The sequence below is a fragment of the Cupriavidus sp. 2KB_3 genome (genome assembly GCF_052115685.1).
GTDB lineage: Bacteria > Pseudomonadota > Gammaproteobacteria > Burkholderiales > Burkholderiaceae > Cupriavidus > Cupriavidus campinensis.
Map to the genome: position 1 here is coordinate 40,930 of NZ_JBFRHD010000026.1, position 16,900 is coordinate 57,829.

A 16,900-nucleotide genomic window follows, 5' to 3' on the forward strand; every position below is an offset into this window, starting at 1 on the left:
CGTCGGGTTTTTTATTGGCTGCGGGCGGGGCTCAGAACACTTCCCACCAGGCCTTGTCTTTCCGGCGCGCGCCGTATTTCACGAAGTCGCTGTTCGGATAGTTGCGCTCCATCACGCGGGCCGCGTCGTCGCGCAGATCCTTCATGCCCAGCGAATCGTACGAGCGCACCATGATGTACAGCGCTTCCTCGTTGGCCGGCGCGCCATCGTAGTCCTTCAGCGCCTGCTGGGCCCGGTTCACGGCCGCCAGGTAGGCGCCGCGGCGATAGTAATAGCGGGCGGCATGCACTTCATGCTGGGCCAGCGCGTTGACGATGTACTGCATCCGCAGCGTCGCGTCCGGCGCGTACTTGCTGTCCGGGTAGCGCGTGATCAGGATCTGGAAAGCGTCGTAGGCGGCACGCGCAGCCTTGGGGTCGCGTTCGCTCAGGTCCTGGCCCGAGAAGCGGCCCAGCCAGCCCAGGTTGTCGTTGAAGTTGATCAGGCCCTTGAGGTAGTAGGCGTAATCGATGTTGGGGTGGCTCGGGTGCAACTGGATGAAGCGGTCGACGGCGGCCAGCGCGGCGGCAGTCTCGCCATCCTTGTAGTTGGCGAACGCGGTGTCGATCTGCGCCTGCTGGGCGTAGCGGCCGAACGGGTAGCGGCCTTCCAGCTTTTCATAGAGCTTGACGGCGCGTGTATAGTCGCCGCCATCCAGCGCATCCTTGGCTTCCGAATATAATTTGTTCGCCGACCAGCCGGCCGTTTCGTCGGGCTGGTCGCCAAGCAGGCCGCATGCAGACAGCATGACGCAGCCGCCTGCGAGCAAAATCGCTCCAAATCTCGCGCGCCAGTTCGCGCGTTTCATGCTCTGCAATTGCATTGGGCAACCTGTTCCGGATGAAAAATAGCGTCAAGCATTATAGCCCAAGCCCTAAGGCCGAAAACGGTCCGGCGAACGATTCCCCGGCGGATCTCGATTCCCCGCTGGACGCCGACGATTTCCATGACGATCTCGGCGATGTCAGCGATGTCAGCGATCTCGGTGAAGCGGGCGGCGCGGTGATGGCCACGCCGGCCACCGCCGTGGGTCAGCCGCCTTTAACTCTTGAAGTGGATAGTGCATCACATGGCGAGCGGCTGGACAAGCTGCTCGCGCGGCATTTCAGTGAATTCTCGCGCAGCCGCATCCAGCAATGGATCGAGGAAGGCGCCGTGCGGGTGGATGGCGAGCCGAGCCGCGCCAAGGCTTCGGTCCAGATGGGCCAGCAGATCGAGATCCAGCCGCAGGTCGCGCCGGAGTCCCTCGCCTTTACGGCCGAAGACGTGCCGCTGGACGTGGTGTTCGAAGACGCCACGCTGCTCGTCATCAACAAGTCGGCCGGGCTGGTCGTGCATCCTGCCGCCGGTAACTGGAGCGGCACGGTGCTCAACGGCCTGCTGCACCGCGACCCGGCCGCCCGCCAACTGCCGCGTGCCGGCATCGTGCATCGGCTGGACAAGGAAACCTCGGGCCTGATGGTCGTCGCCCGTACGCTCACCGCGCAGACCGACCTCGTGCGCCAGCTGGCCGCCCGGACCGTCAAGCGTACCTACCTTGCGCTGGTCTGGGGCGAGACACCGGACGAGGGCACCATCGACGCGCCGATCGGTCGCGACCCGCGCGAGCGTACCCGCATGGCCATCGTCCATACCAATAGCGGCAAGCCGTCGCGCACGCACTTCAAGACGCTGGGCACGGTGCCGCTGGGGCGCGGCAAGGTGTCGATGGTGATGTGCCAGCTCGAAACCGGCCGCACGCACCAGATCCGCGTGCATTTCGAGTCGATCGGCCATCCGCTGGTGGGCGACCCGGTCTACCACAAGGCCACCAAGCGCGGCCAGCGCCCGGCCATCCGCGTGACGCTGCCGGTGCCGTTCGAGCGCCAGGCACTGCATGCGTACAAGCTGGGACTGGTGCATCCGGAGACCGGGCGCAAGGTGTCCTGGGAGGCCGAGCCGCCCGAGGACATGCAGGACCTGATCGAGGCGCTCGACTTCGAAGGCTACGCGGCGCGGCAGCTTGAGGACGACGATGACGACTTCGATGACGATGACGACCACGACGTCGAGATCATCTACGTGAAGGATGACGATGACGATTGAGCGGCAATCCGGCTGGATCGTGCCGGACTGGCCGGCGCCGGCCCGCGTGCGGGCGCTGTCCACGACCCGCCAGGGCGGCGTGAGCGTCGGCCCCTACGGGCTGGCCGATGGCAGCCCGGGCGGGCTCAATCTCGGTACGCATGTGGGGGATGATCCGTCCGCGGTGGCGGAGAACCGTCGCCGGCTGGCGGCGCATCTGCCTGCCATGCCGCGCTGGCTCGAGCAGGTTCACGGCTGCGCCGTGGCGACCGCCGATGGGGTGGAAGGCGGGGTGGAGGGCGGGGTGGAAGGCAGCGGGGAGGGCGGCGTGCCGCGTGCCGACGCCAGCATCGCCACCACCCCCGGCCATGTCTGCGCGATCATGACGGCGGACTGCCTGCCGGTGTTGCTGTGCGATGCGGCGGGCACGGTGGTCGGCGCCGCCCATGCCGGCTGGCGCGGGCTCTGCGACGGCGTGATCGAGGCCACCCTGGCACGCATGGCCGCGCAGGCCGGCCCTGGTTCGGAGTGGCTGGCTTGGCTGGGCCCGGCTATCGGCCCATCGGCATTCGAAGTGGGCGCCGAGGTCCGGGAAGCATTCCTGGCCCAGGCCCGCGAGGCGGAGCGGCCGGCTGTCGAGGCGGCATTCCGCCCTGGCGCGCCGGGCAAGTATTGGGCCGACCTCTACGCGCTGGCCCGTACCCGGCTGGCGCGCGCCGGCTGCACGCGCGTCTACGGCGGCGATGCCTGCACCGTGGCCGACGCGGCGCGTTTCTATTCCTATCGCCGGGACCGCACCACGGGCCGCATGGCCACGCTGGTCTGGCTAGCGGCCTGACGCGTCCGCTTCCTCCACGGGCTTTGGCCCGGCCTGCCCGGTGGCCCGTTCGGTTGCACGTTCGGTTGCACGTTCGGCGGCCTCGCGCGCCTGGCGCCTGCGCCGCCGGCCGGGCGTTCCCATGATGTAGACGACGATCGATACCGGCGCCACGCCGTAGCACAGGAACGTGGCCACGCCGGCCACGAGGTTCGTCTCGGTAATCGACATCATCAGGGCTACGTAGATCCAGCCGATTGCGACGATATACATCAGGCGTTCATCTCTTTCTGTTAAAAGTACGGTGCCGTCACGTGGCGGCCGGAATCGGCCCCCGGACTGCCCGCGAACCCGCGTCAGGCTTACCGTCCGGTAGGTCGGGGATGCGTTTCCCGCACGCGCGTTCGCAATGCGGAATTCCGCATTGACAGCGTCTACATTGCAAGGCAACAATGCCTTCAAATGTATCGGAACCGAGGAAGTTCTCCAGGGTTTCGCCGGCAAGCATAGCGTATGACCTGGCGCCGCCGATGCGGCGTCCCGGTCTGGGTGACCAGATTACCCAGAGGCGCAACCCGGATTCGGGGCGGGTCGGGAGACAGTTACCCCGAGCCCGTCTTCACATCACGACGGCAGAGAGACGAATACATCATGGCGACCGGCAAAGGTGCGGCAGCTTCCAGCGCGGAAGACAAGTCCCAACCGTTTCAGTTTGCGCCGGGGCCATTCGATCCAGCTGCATGGCTGGAGTGGTCCCGTCAGTGGGCTCCCGAAATCAACGGCAAGTTGCCGCCCGGTTTTCCGTCAGGCATGCCGAACGGCGTGCCGGGCGCGTTCCCGGGCTTTCCCGGCGGCGATGCGTTTGCCAAGGCGTTCCAGGGCGCATTCCAGGGGCCGGCCGGCGCCGGCCTGAAGATTCCGCCGACGTTGCTGGCCCAGATCCAGGAACGTTACCTGAAGGATTTCTCCGAACTCTGGCGTGAAATGGGCGCGGCTGCCGTGCCGAACGGCGCAGCCGGCAATGGCAACGGCGATGCCGGGGCCGCCAGCCAGCGCCTGTCCGATCGCCGCTTCGCCAGCGCGGCCTGGCGCAACAACGCGCCGTACCGCTACGCTGCCGCGTTCTATCTGCTGACTGCCCGCACGATGACCGAGCTGGCCGACGCCGTGGAGGCCGACGCCAAGACCCGCCAGCGCATCCGCTTCGCGGTGTCGCAGTGGGTGGACGCGATGTCGCCCGCCAACTTCCTCGCCACCAATCCCGACGCCCAGCAGCGCCTGATCGAATCGGGCGGCGAATCGCTGCGCACCGGCATGCGCAACATGCTCGGGGACCTGACCCGGGGCAAGATCTCCCAGACCGACGAAACCGCCTTCGAGGTGGGCCGCAACGTGGCCGTGACCGAAGGCGCGGTGGTCTATGAGAACGAATACTTCCAGCTGCTCCAGTACAAGCCGCTGACCGACAAGGTCCACGCCCGGCCGCTGCTGCTGGTGCCGCCGTGCATCAACAAGTTCTACATCCTCGACCTGCAGCCCGAAAGCTCGCTGGTCCGCTACGTGGTGGAGCAGGGCCACACGGTCTTCCTGGTGTCCTGGCGCAACCCCGATACGACGATGGCCGAGCGCACCTGGGACGACTACATCGAGCACGCGGCCATCCGCGCGATCGAGGTGGCGCGGGACATCAGCGGGCAGGACAAGATCAACGTGCTCGGCTTCTGCGTGGGCGGCACCATCGTCGCCACGGCGCTGGCCGTGCTGGCCGCGCGCGGCGAGCGCCCCGTGGCCAGCCTGACGCTGCTGACCGCGCTGCTGGACTTCAGCGATACCGGCATCCTGGATGTATTCGTCGACGAACCGCATGTGCAACTGCGCGAGGCCACCATCGGCGGCGCCGCCGGGGCCCCGTGCGCACTGCTGCGCGGCGTGGAGCTGGCCAACACGTTCTCGTTCCTGCGGCCGAACGACCTGGTCTGGAACTACGTGGTCGACAACTACCTCAAGGGCAACACGCCGGTACCGTTCGACCTGCTGTTCTGGAACGGCGACGCCACCAACCTGCCGGGACCGTGGTACTGCTGGTACCTGCGCCATATGTATCTGCAGGACGAACTGAAGGTGCCCGGCAAGCTGAGCGTCTGCAACGCGCCGCTGGACCTGGGCGACATCGACGTGCCTACCTATATCTATGGCTCGCGCGAGGACCACATCGTGCCGTGGACGTCCGCGTACGCTTCCACCGGCCTGCTGAACAACAAGCTGCGCTTCGTGCTCGGCGCGTCCGGCCATATCGCCGGCGTGATCAACCCGCCGGCCAAGAAGAAGCGCAGCCACTGGATCAACGAGGCGCTGCCCGGCTCGGCCCAGGAATGGCTGGCCGGTGCCGAGGAGAAGCCCGGCAGCTGGTGGCCGGACTGGATGACCTGGCTAGGCAAGCAGGCCGGCGCCAAGCGCGCTGCGCCGGCCGACTACGGCAACGCCCGCTACCGGGCCATCGAACCCGCACCGGGCCGCTACGTCAAGCAGCGCGCCTGAACGTTTTCCGCCGGGGCCGGTTCCGTGGGACTGGCCCGGGGTTTCGTACCGATTGGCTTCATGCTTTCTCGAAAGGACTTCAAATGACCGACATCGTCATCGTTTCCGCAGCCCGCACCGCAGTTGGCAAGTTTGGCGGCTCGCTGGCCAAGATCCCGGCGCCGGAGCTGGGCGCCCTCGTCATCAAGGCCGCGCTCGAGCGTGCCGGCGTGAAGCCGGACCAGGTGAGCGAGGTCATCATGGGTCAGGTGCTCACGGCTGCCGCCGGCCAGAACCCGGCGCGCCAGGCTTCGCGCAAGGCCGGCCTGCCGGACATGGTGCCGGCCATGACCATCAACAAGGTATGCGGCTCGGGCCTGAAGGCCGTGATGCTGGCCGCCAATGCGATCATCGCCGGCGAGGCGGAGATCGTCGTGGCCGGCGGCATGGAGAACATGAGCGCCGCGCCGCACGTGCTGCCGGGCTCGCGCGACGGCTTCCGCATGGGCGACACCAAGCTGGTCGACTCGATGATCGTCGATGGCCTGTGGGACGTGTACAACCAGTACCACATGGGCATCACGGCCGAGAACGTCGCCAAGGAGTACGGCATCACGCGCGAGGCACAGGACGAGTTCGCCGTGGGTTCCCAGAACAAGGCCGAGGCGGCCCAGAAGGCTGGCCGCTTCGACGAGGAAATCGTGCCGGTGCTGATTCCGCAGCGCAAGGGCGACCCGGTGGCGTTCAAGACCGACGAATTCGTGCGCCAGGGCGCCACGCTGGACAGCCTGTCTGGCCTGAAGCCCGCATTCGACAAGGCCGGCACGGTGACGGCCGCCAACGCCTCGGGCCTCAATGACGGCGCCGCCGCCGTGGTGGTGATGTCGGCCGCTAAGGCCAAGGAATTGGGCCTGACCCCGCTGGCCACCATCAAGGCCTACGCCAATGCCGGCGTGGATCCGGCCGTGATGGGCATGGGCCCGGTGCCGGCCAGCAAGCGCTGCCTGTCCCGCGCGGGCTGGGGCGTGCAGGACCTGGACCTGATGGAAATCAACGAAGCCTTCGCCGCGCAGGCGCTGGCCGTGCACCAGCAGATGGGCTGGGACCAGTCGAAGATCAACGTCAACGGCGGCGCCATCGCCATTGGCCATCCGATCGGCGCGTCCGGCTGCCGCATCCTGGTGACGCTGCTGCACGAAATGAAGCGCCGCGACGCCAAGAAGGGCCTGGCCTCGCTGTGCATCGGCGGCGGCATGGGCGTGGCGCTGGCTGTGGAACGGAACTAAGTCAGACCGATCCGGCCGAAAACGAGTATTTGAGTTGCACTGAGGGGTAGCCGGCGGCAGGAGACATGGGTTTGTCCGCCGGCGTCTATAACAGAGATCGGTGCCATTGCATCGATCAGCGAGCCAACAGGAGTGAATATGACTCAGCGCATTGCATATGTGACCGGCGGCATGGGCGGCATCGGAACCGCCATTTGCCAGCGCCTGGCCCGTGACGGCTACAAGGTGGTGGCGGGCTGCGGCCCGAATTCGCCGCGCCGCGAGAAGTGGCTCGAACAGCAGCGCGCGCTCGGCTTCGAGTTCGTGGCGTCCGAGGGCAACGTGGCCGACTGGGATTCGACCAAATCCGCCTTCGACAAGGTCAAGGCCGATGTCGGCGAGGTGGACGTGCTGATCAACAACGCCGGTATCACCCGCGACGTGGTGTTCCGCAAGATGACGCGGGCCGACTGGGACGCGGTGATCGACACCAACCTGACGTCGCTGTTCAACGTGACCAAGCAGGTCATCGACGGCATGGCGGACCGCGGCTGGGGCCGCATCGTCAATATTTCGTCGGTGAACGGGCAGAAGGGCCAGTTCGGCCAGACCAACTACTCGACGGCCAAGGCTGGCCTGCACGGTTTCACCATGGCGCTGGCGCAGGAAGTGGCCACCAAGGGCGTGACGGTGAACACGGTGTCGCCGGGCTATATCGCCACGGACATGGTCAAGTCCATCCGCCAGGACGTACTGGACAAGATCGTGGCGACGATTCCGGTCAAGCGCCTGGGCCTGCCGGAGGAAATCGCGTCGATCTGCGCATGGCTGGCTTCGGACGAATCGGGCTTCTCCACGGGCGCCGACTTCTCGCTCAACGGCGGCCTGCACATGGGCTGACCGGCTGCTGGCTGCGCGGCGCGCGGCCGGCTTGATGCGGCGCACCGAGCGCGCTGCAGCAGGCCGGAAGCGTGCCGCGGCGCACCTCGGAAAACGGGCCGCCTGGCTGCCAGGACGGCCCGTTTTGCATGCGATGCTGCGGGTTTTCCTTAATCGGGGTGGCTTTTCTTAGTGCTTTCTTGAGCATAGAATCAGGTCAGCGGCGCCCCCGGCACCAAACTAGAGCGCGGCGCGGGCGCCCCCGATTGCGCAGTGCATCGCATGCGGTGCAGCAGCGCGCAGCAGCAGATGCGCACCCCATGCATCAGCGACGACAAAGGATAGAGCACCGATGGCCACGACCAAAAAAGGCGCAGAGCGACTGATCAAGAAATACCCGAATCGCCGGCTCTACGACACGCAGACCAGCACCTACATCACACTCGCGGACGTCAAGCAGCTGGTCATGGATTCCGAGGAATTCAAGGTCGTGGACGCCAAGTCCGGCGACGAACTGACGCGCAGCATCCTGCTGCAGATCATCCTGGAAGAGGAAACCGGCGGTGTGCCGATGTTCTCGAGCGCCATGCTGTCGCAGATCATCCGCTTCTACGGCCATGCCATGCAGGGCATGATGGGCACCTACCTGGAGAAGAACATCCAGGCGTTCATCGACATCCAGAACAAGCTCGCCGAGAACTCGAAGGGCCTCTACTCGGGCGAGGCCTTCAGCCCGGACATGTGGTCGCAGTTCATGAACATGCAGGGCCCGATGATGCAGGGCATGATGAGCAATTACATCGAGCAGAGCAAGAACCTGTTCGTGCAGATGCAGGAACAGATGCAGAACCAGGCCAAGAGCATGTTCGGCACGTTCCCGTTCAACCAGCAGGAAAAGAAGTAAGTCACGACATCCCCAGGCCGGCCCGCCGGTCGTCCGGATTCCCCCCATCGCCGCGCGCGCCTGGAATATGGTGCGCGCGGCGATGTCGTTTGGGGGAGTGGCGATTTTCAGATTGTTCGCATGTTTTTTTCGATGTCTCCGGGGCACGATCATGTGATCGACGGCAATGGTGAATCTGGAAGAACATATGAAAACGGCTCCCTTCTGCGACGAGAATGCCTATAGGGTGGCACTGGCTGAGGTGTCCTCCCTCGTAGACATGGATCCTGCCCCCGAGACGGCTGAAGGCGTCCGGCTGGCCGCGCTGGCGGAGCGGATTGAACGTCATGAAGCGAGGTGCCTCCCCCTTCGGCCGCATGACGCCCAATTGCCCGCCCTGGGTTAGAATTCGCCCCACCTTCGGCCTCGGGCCGGCCCCCACAAGACGCAGTCAGGAAGTACAAGTGAAAAGTGACGAAAAATCAACGGCTTCCGTGGCCGGCGTAGCCAATTTGCCCCGCGTGGGGTTTGTCAGCCTGGGCTGTCCGAAGGCGCTGGTGGATTCCGAGCAGATCCTGACCCAGTTGCGCGCCGAAGGCTACGCGATCAGCGGTACCTATAACGATGCCGATCTGGTCGTGGTCAACACCTGCGGCTTCATCGACGAAGCCGTGCAGGAGAGCCTGGACGCCATCGGCGAGGCCCTGGCCGAGAACGGCAAGGTCATCGTCACGGGTTGCCTGGGCGCCAAGAAGGATGCGGCCGGGCACGACATCGTCTCGTCGGTCCACCCTAAGGTGCTGGCCGTGACCGGCCCGCATGCGCTGGGCGAGGTCATGCAGGCCGTCCACACGCACCTGCCCAAGCCGCACGATCCGTTCACGGACCTCGTGCCGCCAGCCGGCATCAAGCTCACGCCCAAGCATTACGCCTACCTGAAGATTTCCGAAGGCTGCAATCACCGTTGCTCGTTCTGCATCATCCCGTCGATGCGCGGTGATCTGGTCTCGCGCCCGGTGGCGGAAGTGATGCTGGAGGCCGAAAACCTGTTCAAGTCGGGCGTCAAGGAACTGCTGGTGATCTCGCAGGACACCAGCGCCTATGGCGTGGACGTGAAGTACCGCACCGGCTTCTGGAATGGTCGCCCGCTCAAGACCCGCATGACCGAACTGGTCGGCGCGCTGGGCGAGCTGGCCAGCCAGTACGGCGCCTGGGTGCGCCTGCACTACGTGTACCCGTACCCGCACGTGGATGAGATTATTCCGCTGATGTCGCAGGGCAATGTGCTGCCGTACCTCGACGTGCCGCTCCAGCACGCGCACCCGGACGTGCTCAAGCGCATGAAGCGCCCGGCCAATGCCGAAAAGACGCTCGATCGCATCCGCGCCTGGCGCGAGATCTGCCCCGAGCTGACCATCCGCAGCACGTTCATCGCCGGGTTCCCGGGCGAGACCGAGGAAGAGTTCCAGACACTGCTCGACTTCATCGCCGAAGCCGAGCTGGACCGCGTGGGCTGCTTCGCCTATTCGCCCGTGGACGGCGCTACCGCCAATGACCTGCCCGGCGCGCTGCCGGACGAGGTGCGTGAGGAGCGCCGCGCGCGCTTCATGGAAGTGGCCGAGGAAGTTTCCGCGCGCCGCCTGCAGCGCAAGGTCGGCCAGACGCTGCGCGTGCTGGTGGACGAGGTGAACCAGGATGGCGGCGTGGGCCGGTCCTCGGCCGATGCGCCCGAGATCGACGGTCTGGTCTACATCGACCCGGCCGCGAAGCCGTCGCAACGCTACAAGACCGGCGACTTCGTCCACGTGAAGATTACCGGCGCCGATGGCCACGACCTGTGGGGTGAAGTGGTTTAAAGATCACCAGCGGGTCCGGGACATTAGGTAAAAGTACGGTCGTTCGTTTTAGGGTGGCCGGGACTATACTGTGCGCCGCAACATGAACTCATGGAGACAAGACATGACGCGTGAAGTGGTGGTTGTCAGCGGTGTGCGCACCGCAATCGGCACCTTCGGCGGCAGCCTGAAGGACCTGGCCCCGACCGATCTGGGCGCGCTGGTCGTGCGCGAGGCGCTGGCCCGCGCCAATGTGTCCGGCGACGACGTCGGCCACGTGGTATTCGGCAATGTGATCCAGACCGAACCTAAAGACATGTACCTGGGCCGCGTGGCGGCCGTGAACGGCGGGGTGTCGATCAACGCCCCCGCACTGACTGTGAACCGTCTCTGCGGTTCGGGCCTCCAGGCCATCGTCAGCGCCGCCCAGACCATCCTGCTCGGCGATGCCAACGTGGCGATCGGCGGCGGCGCGGAGAGCATGAGCCGCGCGCCGTACCTGGCGCCGATGGCGCGCTGGGGCGCGCGCATGGGCGATGCCAAGCTCGTCGACATGATGCTCGGCGCGCTGCACGACCCGTTCCACGCCATCCACATGGGCGTGACGGCCGAGAACGTGGCCAAGGAGTACGACATCTCGCGCGCCCAGCAGGACGAGGCCGCGCTGGAGTCGCACCGCCGCGCGTCGGCCGCCATCAAGGCCGGTCATTTCAAGGACCAGATCGTTCCGGTCACGCTGAAGTCCCGCAAGGGTGATGTCGTGTTCGACACCGACGAGCACGTGCGCCACGACGCCACGATGGACGACATGACCAAGCTCAAGCCGGTCTTCGTCAAGGAAAACGGCACGGTGACGGCGGGCAATGCCTCGGGCCTGAACGACGCGGCGGCCGCGGTGGTGCTGATGGAGCGCGCCGAAGCCGAGCGCCGTGGCCTGAAGCCGCTGGCGCGCCTGGTGTCCTACGGCCACGCCGGCGTGGACCCGAAGACCATGGGTATCGGCCCGGTGCCGGCCACGAAGATTGCGCTCGAGCGCGCCGGCCTGTCGGTCAAGGATCTCGATGTGATCGAGGCCAACGAGGCCTTCGCCGCCCAGGCGTGCGCGGTGACCAAGGCGCTCGGCCTCGATCCGGCCAAGGTCAACCCGAACGGCTCGGGGATCTCGCTGGGCCATCCGATTGGTGCGACGGGCGCGCTGATTACGGTCAAGGCTGTGCACGAACTGCAACGCGTGCAGGGCCGCTATGCGCTTGTGACGATGTGCATTGGCGGTGGCCAGGGCATTGCTGCTATCTTTGAGCGTATCTGAGTCCTGATCCGGGGTTTGCCTTGCTGCGTCCGATGCCTTTCCGCCTGACCGTTGTTGCCGCGTTCGCGGTGTTCGTTCCGCTGGCCGCCCAGGCGGCTGGCAGCGAGTCGTTGTCAACGGGTGGGCAGGGCGGGCAGGGCAGTCTCGGCATCAACGACGCCATCCGCGCTGGGGAAGCCCGGCGCGGGACGTCGCTGTCCTCGGGCCCGGTCGGCTCGCTGGCGCCGCGCTCCGAGTACGCGAAGTTCCCGGTCTACGTCGGCAATGTCGGCGACAAACAAGTGCGGCTGCGCGTCGGCCCCAAGACCGATACCCGCGACAGCCTGCAGGGCGAGTACGCCTCCGGCGACGGCAAGGGCGGTGTGCGCCTGCTGTCCGGCGAATGGAACGAAGGCGCTTTCCTGATGGAAGAGTCCGATGACGGCACGCGCGTCTCGGGCAACTGGGAAGGCCGCATCGACCAGAACGGTGCGGTGCGCGGCACCTGGACCGACGCCTTCAACCCGGCTATCGTGCTGCCGTTCTTCATCCGCCCGCTTGGCGGCTACCTCGTTATTCCGCCATTCGACATGCGGCCCAGCAGCGGCGTCACCTATGCGCCGCCTGTGCCGAAGTCCTCGATCTCGATCGGCAACTCGCGCTGAGCCAGATCAGACGCGGTGACGGTGGCCTCTCGGCCACCCCGGCATTTGCTGGTAAGCTCGGACGCCTGATCCGACCTTCCGCAAACGAGGATTTCGCCGTGTCCGACCGTTCCCATTCCGACGCCTCCCGCTACCTCCAGACGCTGGCTGTCCAGCCCGAACTCGACATCGCGCCGGGCTTCGACTCGTTTTCCACGCCGACCTATCGCGGCTCGACCGTGGTGTTTCGCAATCTGGACGAATTGCGCGCCTATGGCGACCCCACGAAGACCTACTGGCGCTACGGCTTGCACGCCACGCCCACCAGCGAGGCGCTGTGCCAGCAGCTCGCCCAGATCGAAGGGGGCCGGCAGACGCTGCTGCTGCCGTCCGGCATGGGCGCCATCTCGCTGGTCTATTTCGCGTTCCTGAAATCCGGCGACGACGTGCTCGTGCCGGACAACGTCTACGGCCCCAATCGCGACCATGGCGAATGGCTTGCCCGCGAATTCGGCGTGAGCGTGCGCTACTACCATCCGATGGCGGGTGCCAGCATCGCGTCGATGATCCAGCCCAACACCAAGCTGATCTGGCTCGAAGCGCCGGGCTCGGTGACGATGGAAGTGCCCGATACCGAGGCCATCGTGGCGGCCGCCAAGGTACGCGGCGTGCTGACCGCCATCGACAATACCTGGTCGGCGGGCGTCTACTTCCAGCCGTTCGCGAAGGGCATCGACATCTCGGTGCAGGCGCTGACCAAGTACCAGTCGGGTGGCAGCGACGTGCTGATGGGCGCCGTGATCACGGCCGATGAATCGGTCCACAACCGCCTCAAGCGCACGCGCATGGTGATGGGCTGGGGCGTGTCCGCCGATGACTGCTTCCTGGTCCTGCGCGGCATGGCAAGCATGCCCGTGCGCCTGGCCGCGCATGACCGGTCCGCGCGCGAGATTGCCGAATGGCTGACCAAGCGGCCCGAGGTGACGCGCGTGCTCCATCCCGCGCTGCCCGATTGCCCCGGCCATGCCGAATGGCGGCGCGACTTCACCGGTGCGAGCGGGCTGTTCTCGATCATCCTGCACAGCCGTTTTGGGCGCGAGCAGGTGGACGCCTTCGTCGAGGCCCTGAAGCTGTATGCGATTGGCTGGTCGTGGGGCGGGGCGCACAGCCTGGCCGTGCCGTACCACGTGGACACCATGCGTCCGGCGGGCACGTGGCCGCCGGCTGGCTGGGAGAATGCGGGGGAACTGGTGCGGCTCTACATCGGCCTGGAAGACTCGCGCGACCTGATCGCAGACTTGAAGCAGGCGATGGAACAGCACTTGCGTTGAGGGAAAGGCAGAAAAGGCGTCTCTCCCCGATGGAGAGAGACGCTGGAACATCAAGACGCGTCGGCCTTGCGCAGGGCCGGTTGCGCGGCCTGCTCGGACGTGGCCGGGCGCAGCGCCCAGACCGATTCCGCCGGGCCGTTGTGCGCACGCCGCTGGGTGGCACGGGCCAGCACCACGTAGCCCACCGCCAGTGCGATGGCGCCGATATCGAAGCCCGCCACGCCCCAGCGCCCGTGCAGGGCGGCCACGATGAAGTGGTCGCCGGTCAGCAGGGCATTGGCGAGCGGCACGGTCAGCGAGGCCAGCGCCGCCACATAGAGCAGCTCGACAGCCGCCCGCACCGGCTGACGCACCAGCGACCAGCCCACCGCCAGCAGGAACACCGGCCAGAACACATAGCTCACGGCGCGCTCGGGCCACAGCAGCGCGGCCGGAAAGCACAGCGCCACGCCGATACAGGTGCCGATGCACACGCCCACCGTGGCCTGCGCCAGCAGGCGATGCACGCGCGGCTGCTCGGCCTGGCGCGTCTTGCGGCGCGACGCGATCCACAGCAGGTTGCCCGAGTAGAACAGGAACGCACCCGCCAGGCCCGCCAGCAGGTAGACGATCCGCACGGGCAGGTCGCCGTAGGTGCCGTAGTGCAGCGCGAAGATGCCGCTATACAGCGTGTGATTGGTGTCGCGTGCGCCGGGGGTCTGGTTGGCGATCAGCTTGCCGGCGTTCGGCTCGTTGGCCGCCGCGTGGATGCCCACGGAGCCGCCATTGCCCAGCGCCCGCTCGCTGTCCCCCCGCACTTCCGCCACGGCATTGGCATCGCCATAGCGCTGGAAGCGGATGGCCTCCGGCGTGAAGCGCTCGCCGGCGTGCTCGCGCGCGATGGCCAGCAGTTGCGCCGCCGGCATGGTCGGCGAAGCCCGGCCGGCTGCCGTCATCTCGGGCGTGGCCGCGATCGCGGTGGGCACCTGTTCCATCAGCTTGCCGTTGAAGGTGAGCAGGTTGAACACCATCACCATGACCAGGGACAGGCACAGGAACGCGCCCGTCACCGCAAACACCATGTGGAACGGCAGGCTGAACAGGCCGACCACATTGTGCGCGTCCATCCAGAACCGTTTCAGGTTGCGGCCCGGCCGCACTGCAAACAGGTCCTTCTTGAGACGCGGCAGGTGCAGCAGCACGCCGGACACCAGCGCCAGCCCGTACAGCACGGAGATCACGCCCATGAAATACGTGCCGTTCAGGCCCAGACCGAGCGAGTAGTGGAGCGAGTTCAGGAACGCCGACAGCTCCCCGGTGACGCGGTCGAGCGAGGTGTCGCGCTGCGCGGCGGCGTCGCCGTTCAGGGCCGTGCCGTTCATGGTGTGCCACGCGCCGGTCTTGTCCTGCCAGTAGGCGTTGAAGTCCGGCTCTTCCTTGCTCGGCAGCGACACGTAGACGCTGGCGGCGGCATCCGGATGTACGGCCACCAGTTTCTGGACGAAGGCGTCGACGGCCGGGCCATCCACGTGCACCTCGGCGGCGTGATGGCCCTCCAGGCGGGCCGGGTTCTGCCAGATATGCAGTTCGTGGTGGAAAACCGTGATGGCGCCCGCGAAGAAGGCGATGAACAGCGCCCAGCCGGCCATCAGGCCAACCCAGGTATGCAGCGTCTGGTAGAGGCGGAGGGTATTGGGTTTCATGGAGAGGTCCTCACGACCCGGCCAGCGCGGACGCGGCGGGCATGGTGTTCGTCAGGCGCAGCGCCCACAGGAGGCCGAAGCAGATCAGGTTGGCGCCGCCCAGCCAGAGCCACGCGGCCGCGCTGGTGCGGAACAGCAGGCTCAGGCTGATCAGCGTCACCCAGCCGACGAAGCTGAGCAGCACCGCCGCTACCACGCCGCCATGCCAGCCGCCCGGCAGCCAGAGGATGCCCAGCGTGCACAGCGCGATGGCCAGGGGCAGGCCCAGCAGTGTCCCGGCAAGCCATTTCGTGCCCATCATGCTGCGCTCCCTTCCCGGCGGGGCAGCCCGCGGCGATGGTGGACCCAGGTGCCGATGAACGGCCACAGGGACAGGCTGCAGGTCAACGTGACCAGCGTGGCCGCGATGGCCACCGGCCAGCCCTCGGGCACGCTCATGGTCCAGGCGCTGGCGACGGACAGCAGCGGGCCGAGCCAGCCCAGCAGCCGGGGCGGCAGCGGTGCGCGGCCTTCACCGTTGGCGGTGACAAAGAGAACCTGGTTCGGCGCGGCGAGGTACAGGCACGCCGCTGCCGCCAGTCCTAGCAATACAGCGAACGCTTGCATGCGAGCGACATCGGGATGATTGGAATACCGAATAGTAATGATTCGCATTTGTTTTCACAAGGAAATCAATACGTTGCGTTACAGTTCGGCCGCCGAAAAGGGACGAAAAACTAGGGGAAATGCGATGCGGGCGCCGCCCGGAGCCAGATTCCGGGCGGGCAAGAGGCGGGGGATTTAGTGCGGGAAGAGGTTCAGCAGGCCGTCCAGGCCAACGTGGTTGAACGCCACGCTGGCCTGCGCGCGCACCACCGGTTTGGCGCGGAAGGCGACGGAGAGGCCGGCCACGGCCATCATCTTCAGGTCGTTCGAGCCGTCGCCCATGACGATGGCCTGCGACACATCGGCGCCGATCTGCTCGCAGACCTCACGCACCGTGCGTGCCTTGACGTCCGCATTGACGATTTCGCCGACCACCTGCCCGGTGAGCTTGCCGTCGACAATTTCCAGCGTGTTCGCGCGCGTGAAGTCCAGCTTCAGGCGCGGCTTGAGCTGGTCGGTGAAGTGGACAAAGCCGCCTGACACCAGCAGCGTGCGCATGCCAAGCGCCTGCACCGTCTGCAACATCCGCTCGGCACCCGGAGACAGGCGCAGGCGCTCCGCGTAGACGCGGTCGAGCACGCTCGCATCCAGCCCCTTGAGCAGGGCCACGCGGCGGCGCAGGCTTTCGTTGAAATCGGTGATCTCGCCGCGCATGGCGGCTTCCGTGATGGCCGAAACCTCGGCCTTCAGCCCGCAAAAATCGGCAATTTCGTCGATGCACTCGATCGTGATCAGTGTCGAGTCCATGTCCATGGCCACCAGCCGGAAGTCCGAGAATTTGCGCCCGGCCGGTACCACGGCCCAATCGATGGCACGTGGGCCGCAGGCTTGGTCCAGCGCCTTGTGCAGCGCGGGCGTCAGCGGGGCGCAGTCGTCGGCGGCCGCGACGTTGGCCGCGCGCAGCGTGAACGCGGAGGCGTCGGCGATGGGGCGGATGGCGTCGAGATCGGCGGGCGACAGCGGGGACAGGCTCTGGAGAATCAGGGGCATGACGGCAGGGGGGAAGTCGGG

16 protein-coding genes are annotated in these 16,900 nt (G+C 66.5%); 10 read left to right on the forward strand and 6 right to left on the reverse strand.

Annotated elements, in window-relative coordinates:
* Window positions 1-31: 31 nt before the first annotated feature.
* On the reverse strand, window positions 32-862 hold the full coding sequence (locus AB4120_RS24020) for an outer membrane protein assembly factor BamD (protein WP_149136176.1): 831 nt from the start codon (window positions 860-862) through the stop codon (window positions 32-34).
* 17 nt (window positions 863-879) lie between these two features.
* On the opposite strand from AB4120_RS24020, the gene AB4120_RS24025 reads away from it, so the two are divergent.
* Window positions 880-2,124, forward strand: a complete 1,245-nt coding sequence (locus AB4120_RS24025; RefSeq protein ID WP_441642939.1) for an RluA family pseudouridine synthase — start codon at window positions 880-882, stop codon at window positions 2,122-2,124.
* The gene (gene pgeF / locus AB4120_RS24030) at window positions 2,108-2,941 is read left to right on the forward strand and encodes a peptidoglycan editing factor PgeF (protein ID WP_441642940.1); all 834 of its coding nucleotides are present in this window, start codon (window positions 2,108-2,110) and stop codon (window positions 2,939-2,941) included. Before AB4120_RS24025 ends, pgeF begins: the two co-directional genes overlap by 17 nt.
* Here pgeF and AB4120_RS24035 read toward each other — a convergent pair.
* Entirely contained in the window at window positions 2,930-3,193 is a 264-nt protein-coding gene (locus tag AB4120_RS24035) for a hypothetical protein (RefSeq protein ID WP_149136174.1), read from the reverse strand. The two genes, pgeF and AB4120_RS24035, sit on opposite strands and share 12 nt — an antisense overlap.
* A 378-nt stretch (window positions 3,194-3,571) precedes the next feature.
* On the opposite strand from AB4120_RS24035, the gene phaC reads away from it, so the two are divergent.
* The 8 genes from phaC (at window position 3,572) to AB4120_RS24075 (ending at window position 13,562) form a co-directional block, all read left to right on the forward strand.
* Window positions 3,572-5,458, forward strand: a complete 1,887-nt coding sequence (gene phaC / locus AB4120_RS24040) for a class I poly(R)-hydroxyalkanoic acid synthase (protein WP_441642941.1) — start codon at window positions 3,572-3,574, stop codon at window positions 5,456-5,458.
* Between the two features lie 83 nt (window positions 5,459-5,541).
* The gene (locus tag AB4120_RS24045) at window positions 5,542-6,723 is read left to right on the forward strand and encodes an acetyl-CoA C-acetyltransferase (RefSeq protein WP_149136172.1); all 1,182 of its coding nucleotides are present in this window, start codon (window positions 5,542-5,544) and stop codon (window positions 6,721-6,723) included.
* A 138-nt stretch (window positions 6,724-6,861) separates the two neighbouring features.
* Window positions 6,862-7,602, forward strand: a complete 741-nt coding sequence (locus AB4120_RS24050; RefSeq protein ID WP_144195744.1) for a 3-ketoacyl-ACP reductase — start codon at window positions 6,862-6,864, stop codon at window positions 7,600-7,602.
* 331 nt (window positions 7,603-7,933) lie between these two features.
* Window positions 7,934-8,485, forward strand: a complete 552-nt coding sequence (gene phaR, locus AB4120_RS24055) for a polyhydroxyalkanoate synthesis repressor PhaR (RefSeq protein WP_149136171.1) — start codon at window positions 7,934-7,936, stop codon at window positions 8,483-8,485.
* 473 nt (window positions 8,486-8,958) lie between these two features.
* Window positions 8,959-10,320: a 30S ribosomal protein S12 methylthiotransferase RimO gene (rimO, locus tag AB4120_RS24060; RefSeq protein ID WP_222944714.1), complete on the forward strand. Its 1,362-nt coding sequence runs from the start codon at window positions 8,959-8,961 to the stop codon at window positions 10,318-10,320.
* A 103-nt stretch (window positions 10,321-10,423) separates the two neighbouring features.
* Window positions 10,424-11,608 (forward strand): beta-ketothiolase BktB, encoded by a 1,185-nt coding sequence (bktB, locus tag AB4120_RS24065; protein WP_149136170.1) that lies wholly within the window; start codon window positions 10,424-10,426, stop codon window positions 11,606-11,608.
* Between the two features lie 32 nt (window positions 11,609-11,640).
* Window positions 11,641-12,252, forward strand: coding sequence for a hypothetical protein (locus AB4120_RS24070; protein ID WP_149136169.1), 612 nt, complete (start codon window positions 11,641-11,643; stop codon window positions 12,250-12,252).
* 98 nt (window positions 12,253-12,350) lie between these two features.
* Window positions 12,351-13,562 carry a cystathionine beta-lyase gene (locus AB4120_RS24075; RefSeq protein ID WP_441642942.1) on the forward strand — a complete coding sequence of 404 codons (1,212 nt, stop codon included), beginning with the start codon at window positions 12,351-12,353 and terminating at the stop codon, window positions 13,560-13,562.
* 50 nt (window positions 13,563-13,612) lie between these two features.
* Here the strand turns inward: AB4120_RS24075 and AB4120_RS24080 are convergent, their stop codons facing one another.
* The 4 genes from AB4120_RS24080 to serB form a co-directional block, all read right to left on the reverse strand.
* Window positions 13,613-15,244 (reverse strand): PepSY-associated TM helix domain-containing protein, encoded by a 1,632-nt coding sequence (locus AB4120_RS24080; RefSeq protein WP_441642943.1) that lies wholly within the window; start codon window positions 15,242-15,244, stop codon window positions 13,613-13,615.
* 10 nt (window positions 15,245-15,254) lie between these two features.
* Window positions 15,255-15,545, reverse strand: a complete 291-nt coding sequence (locus tag AB4120_RS24085; RefSeq protein ID WP_187645161.1) for a hypothetical protein — start codon at window positions 15,543-15,545, stop codon at window positions 15,255-15,257.
* Window positions 15,542-15,850: a hypothetical protein gene (locus AB4120_RS24090; protein ID WP_441642944.1), complete on the reverse strand. Its 309-nt coding sequence runs from the start codon at window positions 15,848-15,850 to the stop codon at window positions 15,542-15,544. Before AB4120_RS24090 ends, AB4120_RS24085 begins: the two co-directional genes overlap by 4 nt.
* Before the next feature lie 174 nt (window positions 15,851-16,024).
* Window positions 16,025-16,879 carry a phosphoserine phosphatase SerB gene (serB, locus tag AB4120_RS24095; RefSeq protein WP_149136166.1) on the reverse strand — a complete coding sequence of 285 codons (855 nt, stop codon included), beginning with the start codon at window positions 16,877-16,879 and terminating at the stop codon, window positions 16,025-16,027.
* Window positions 16,880-16,900 lie beyond the last annotated feature (21 nt).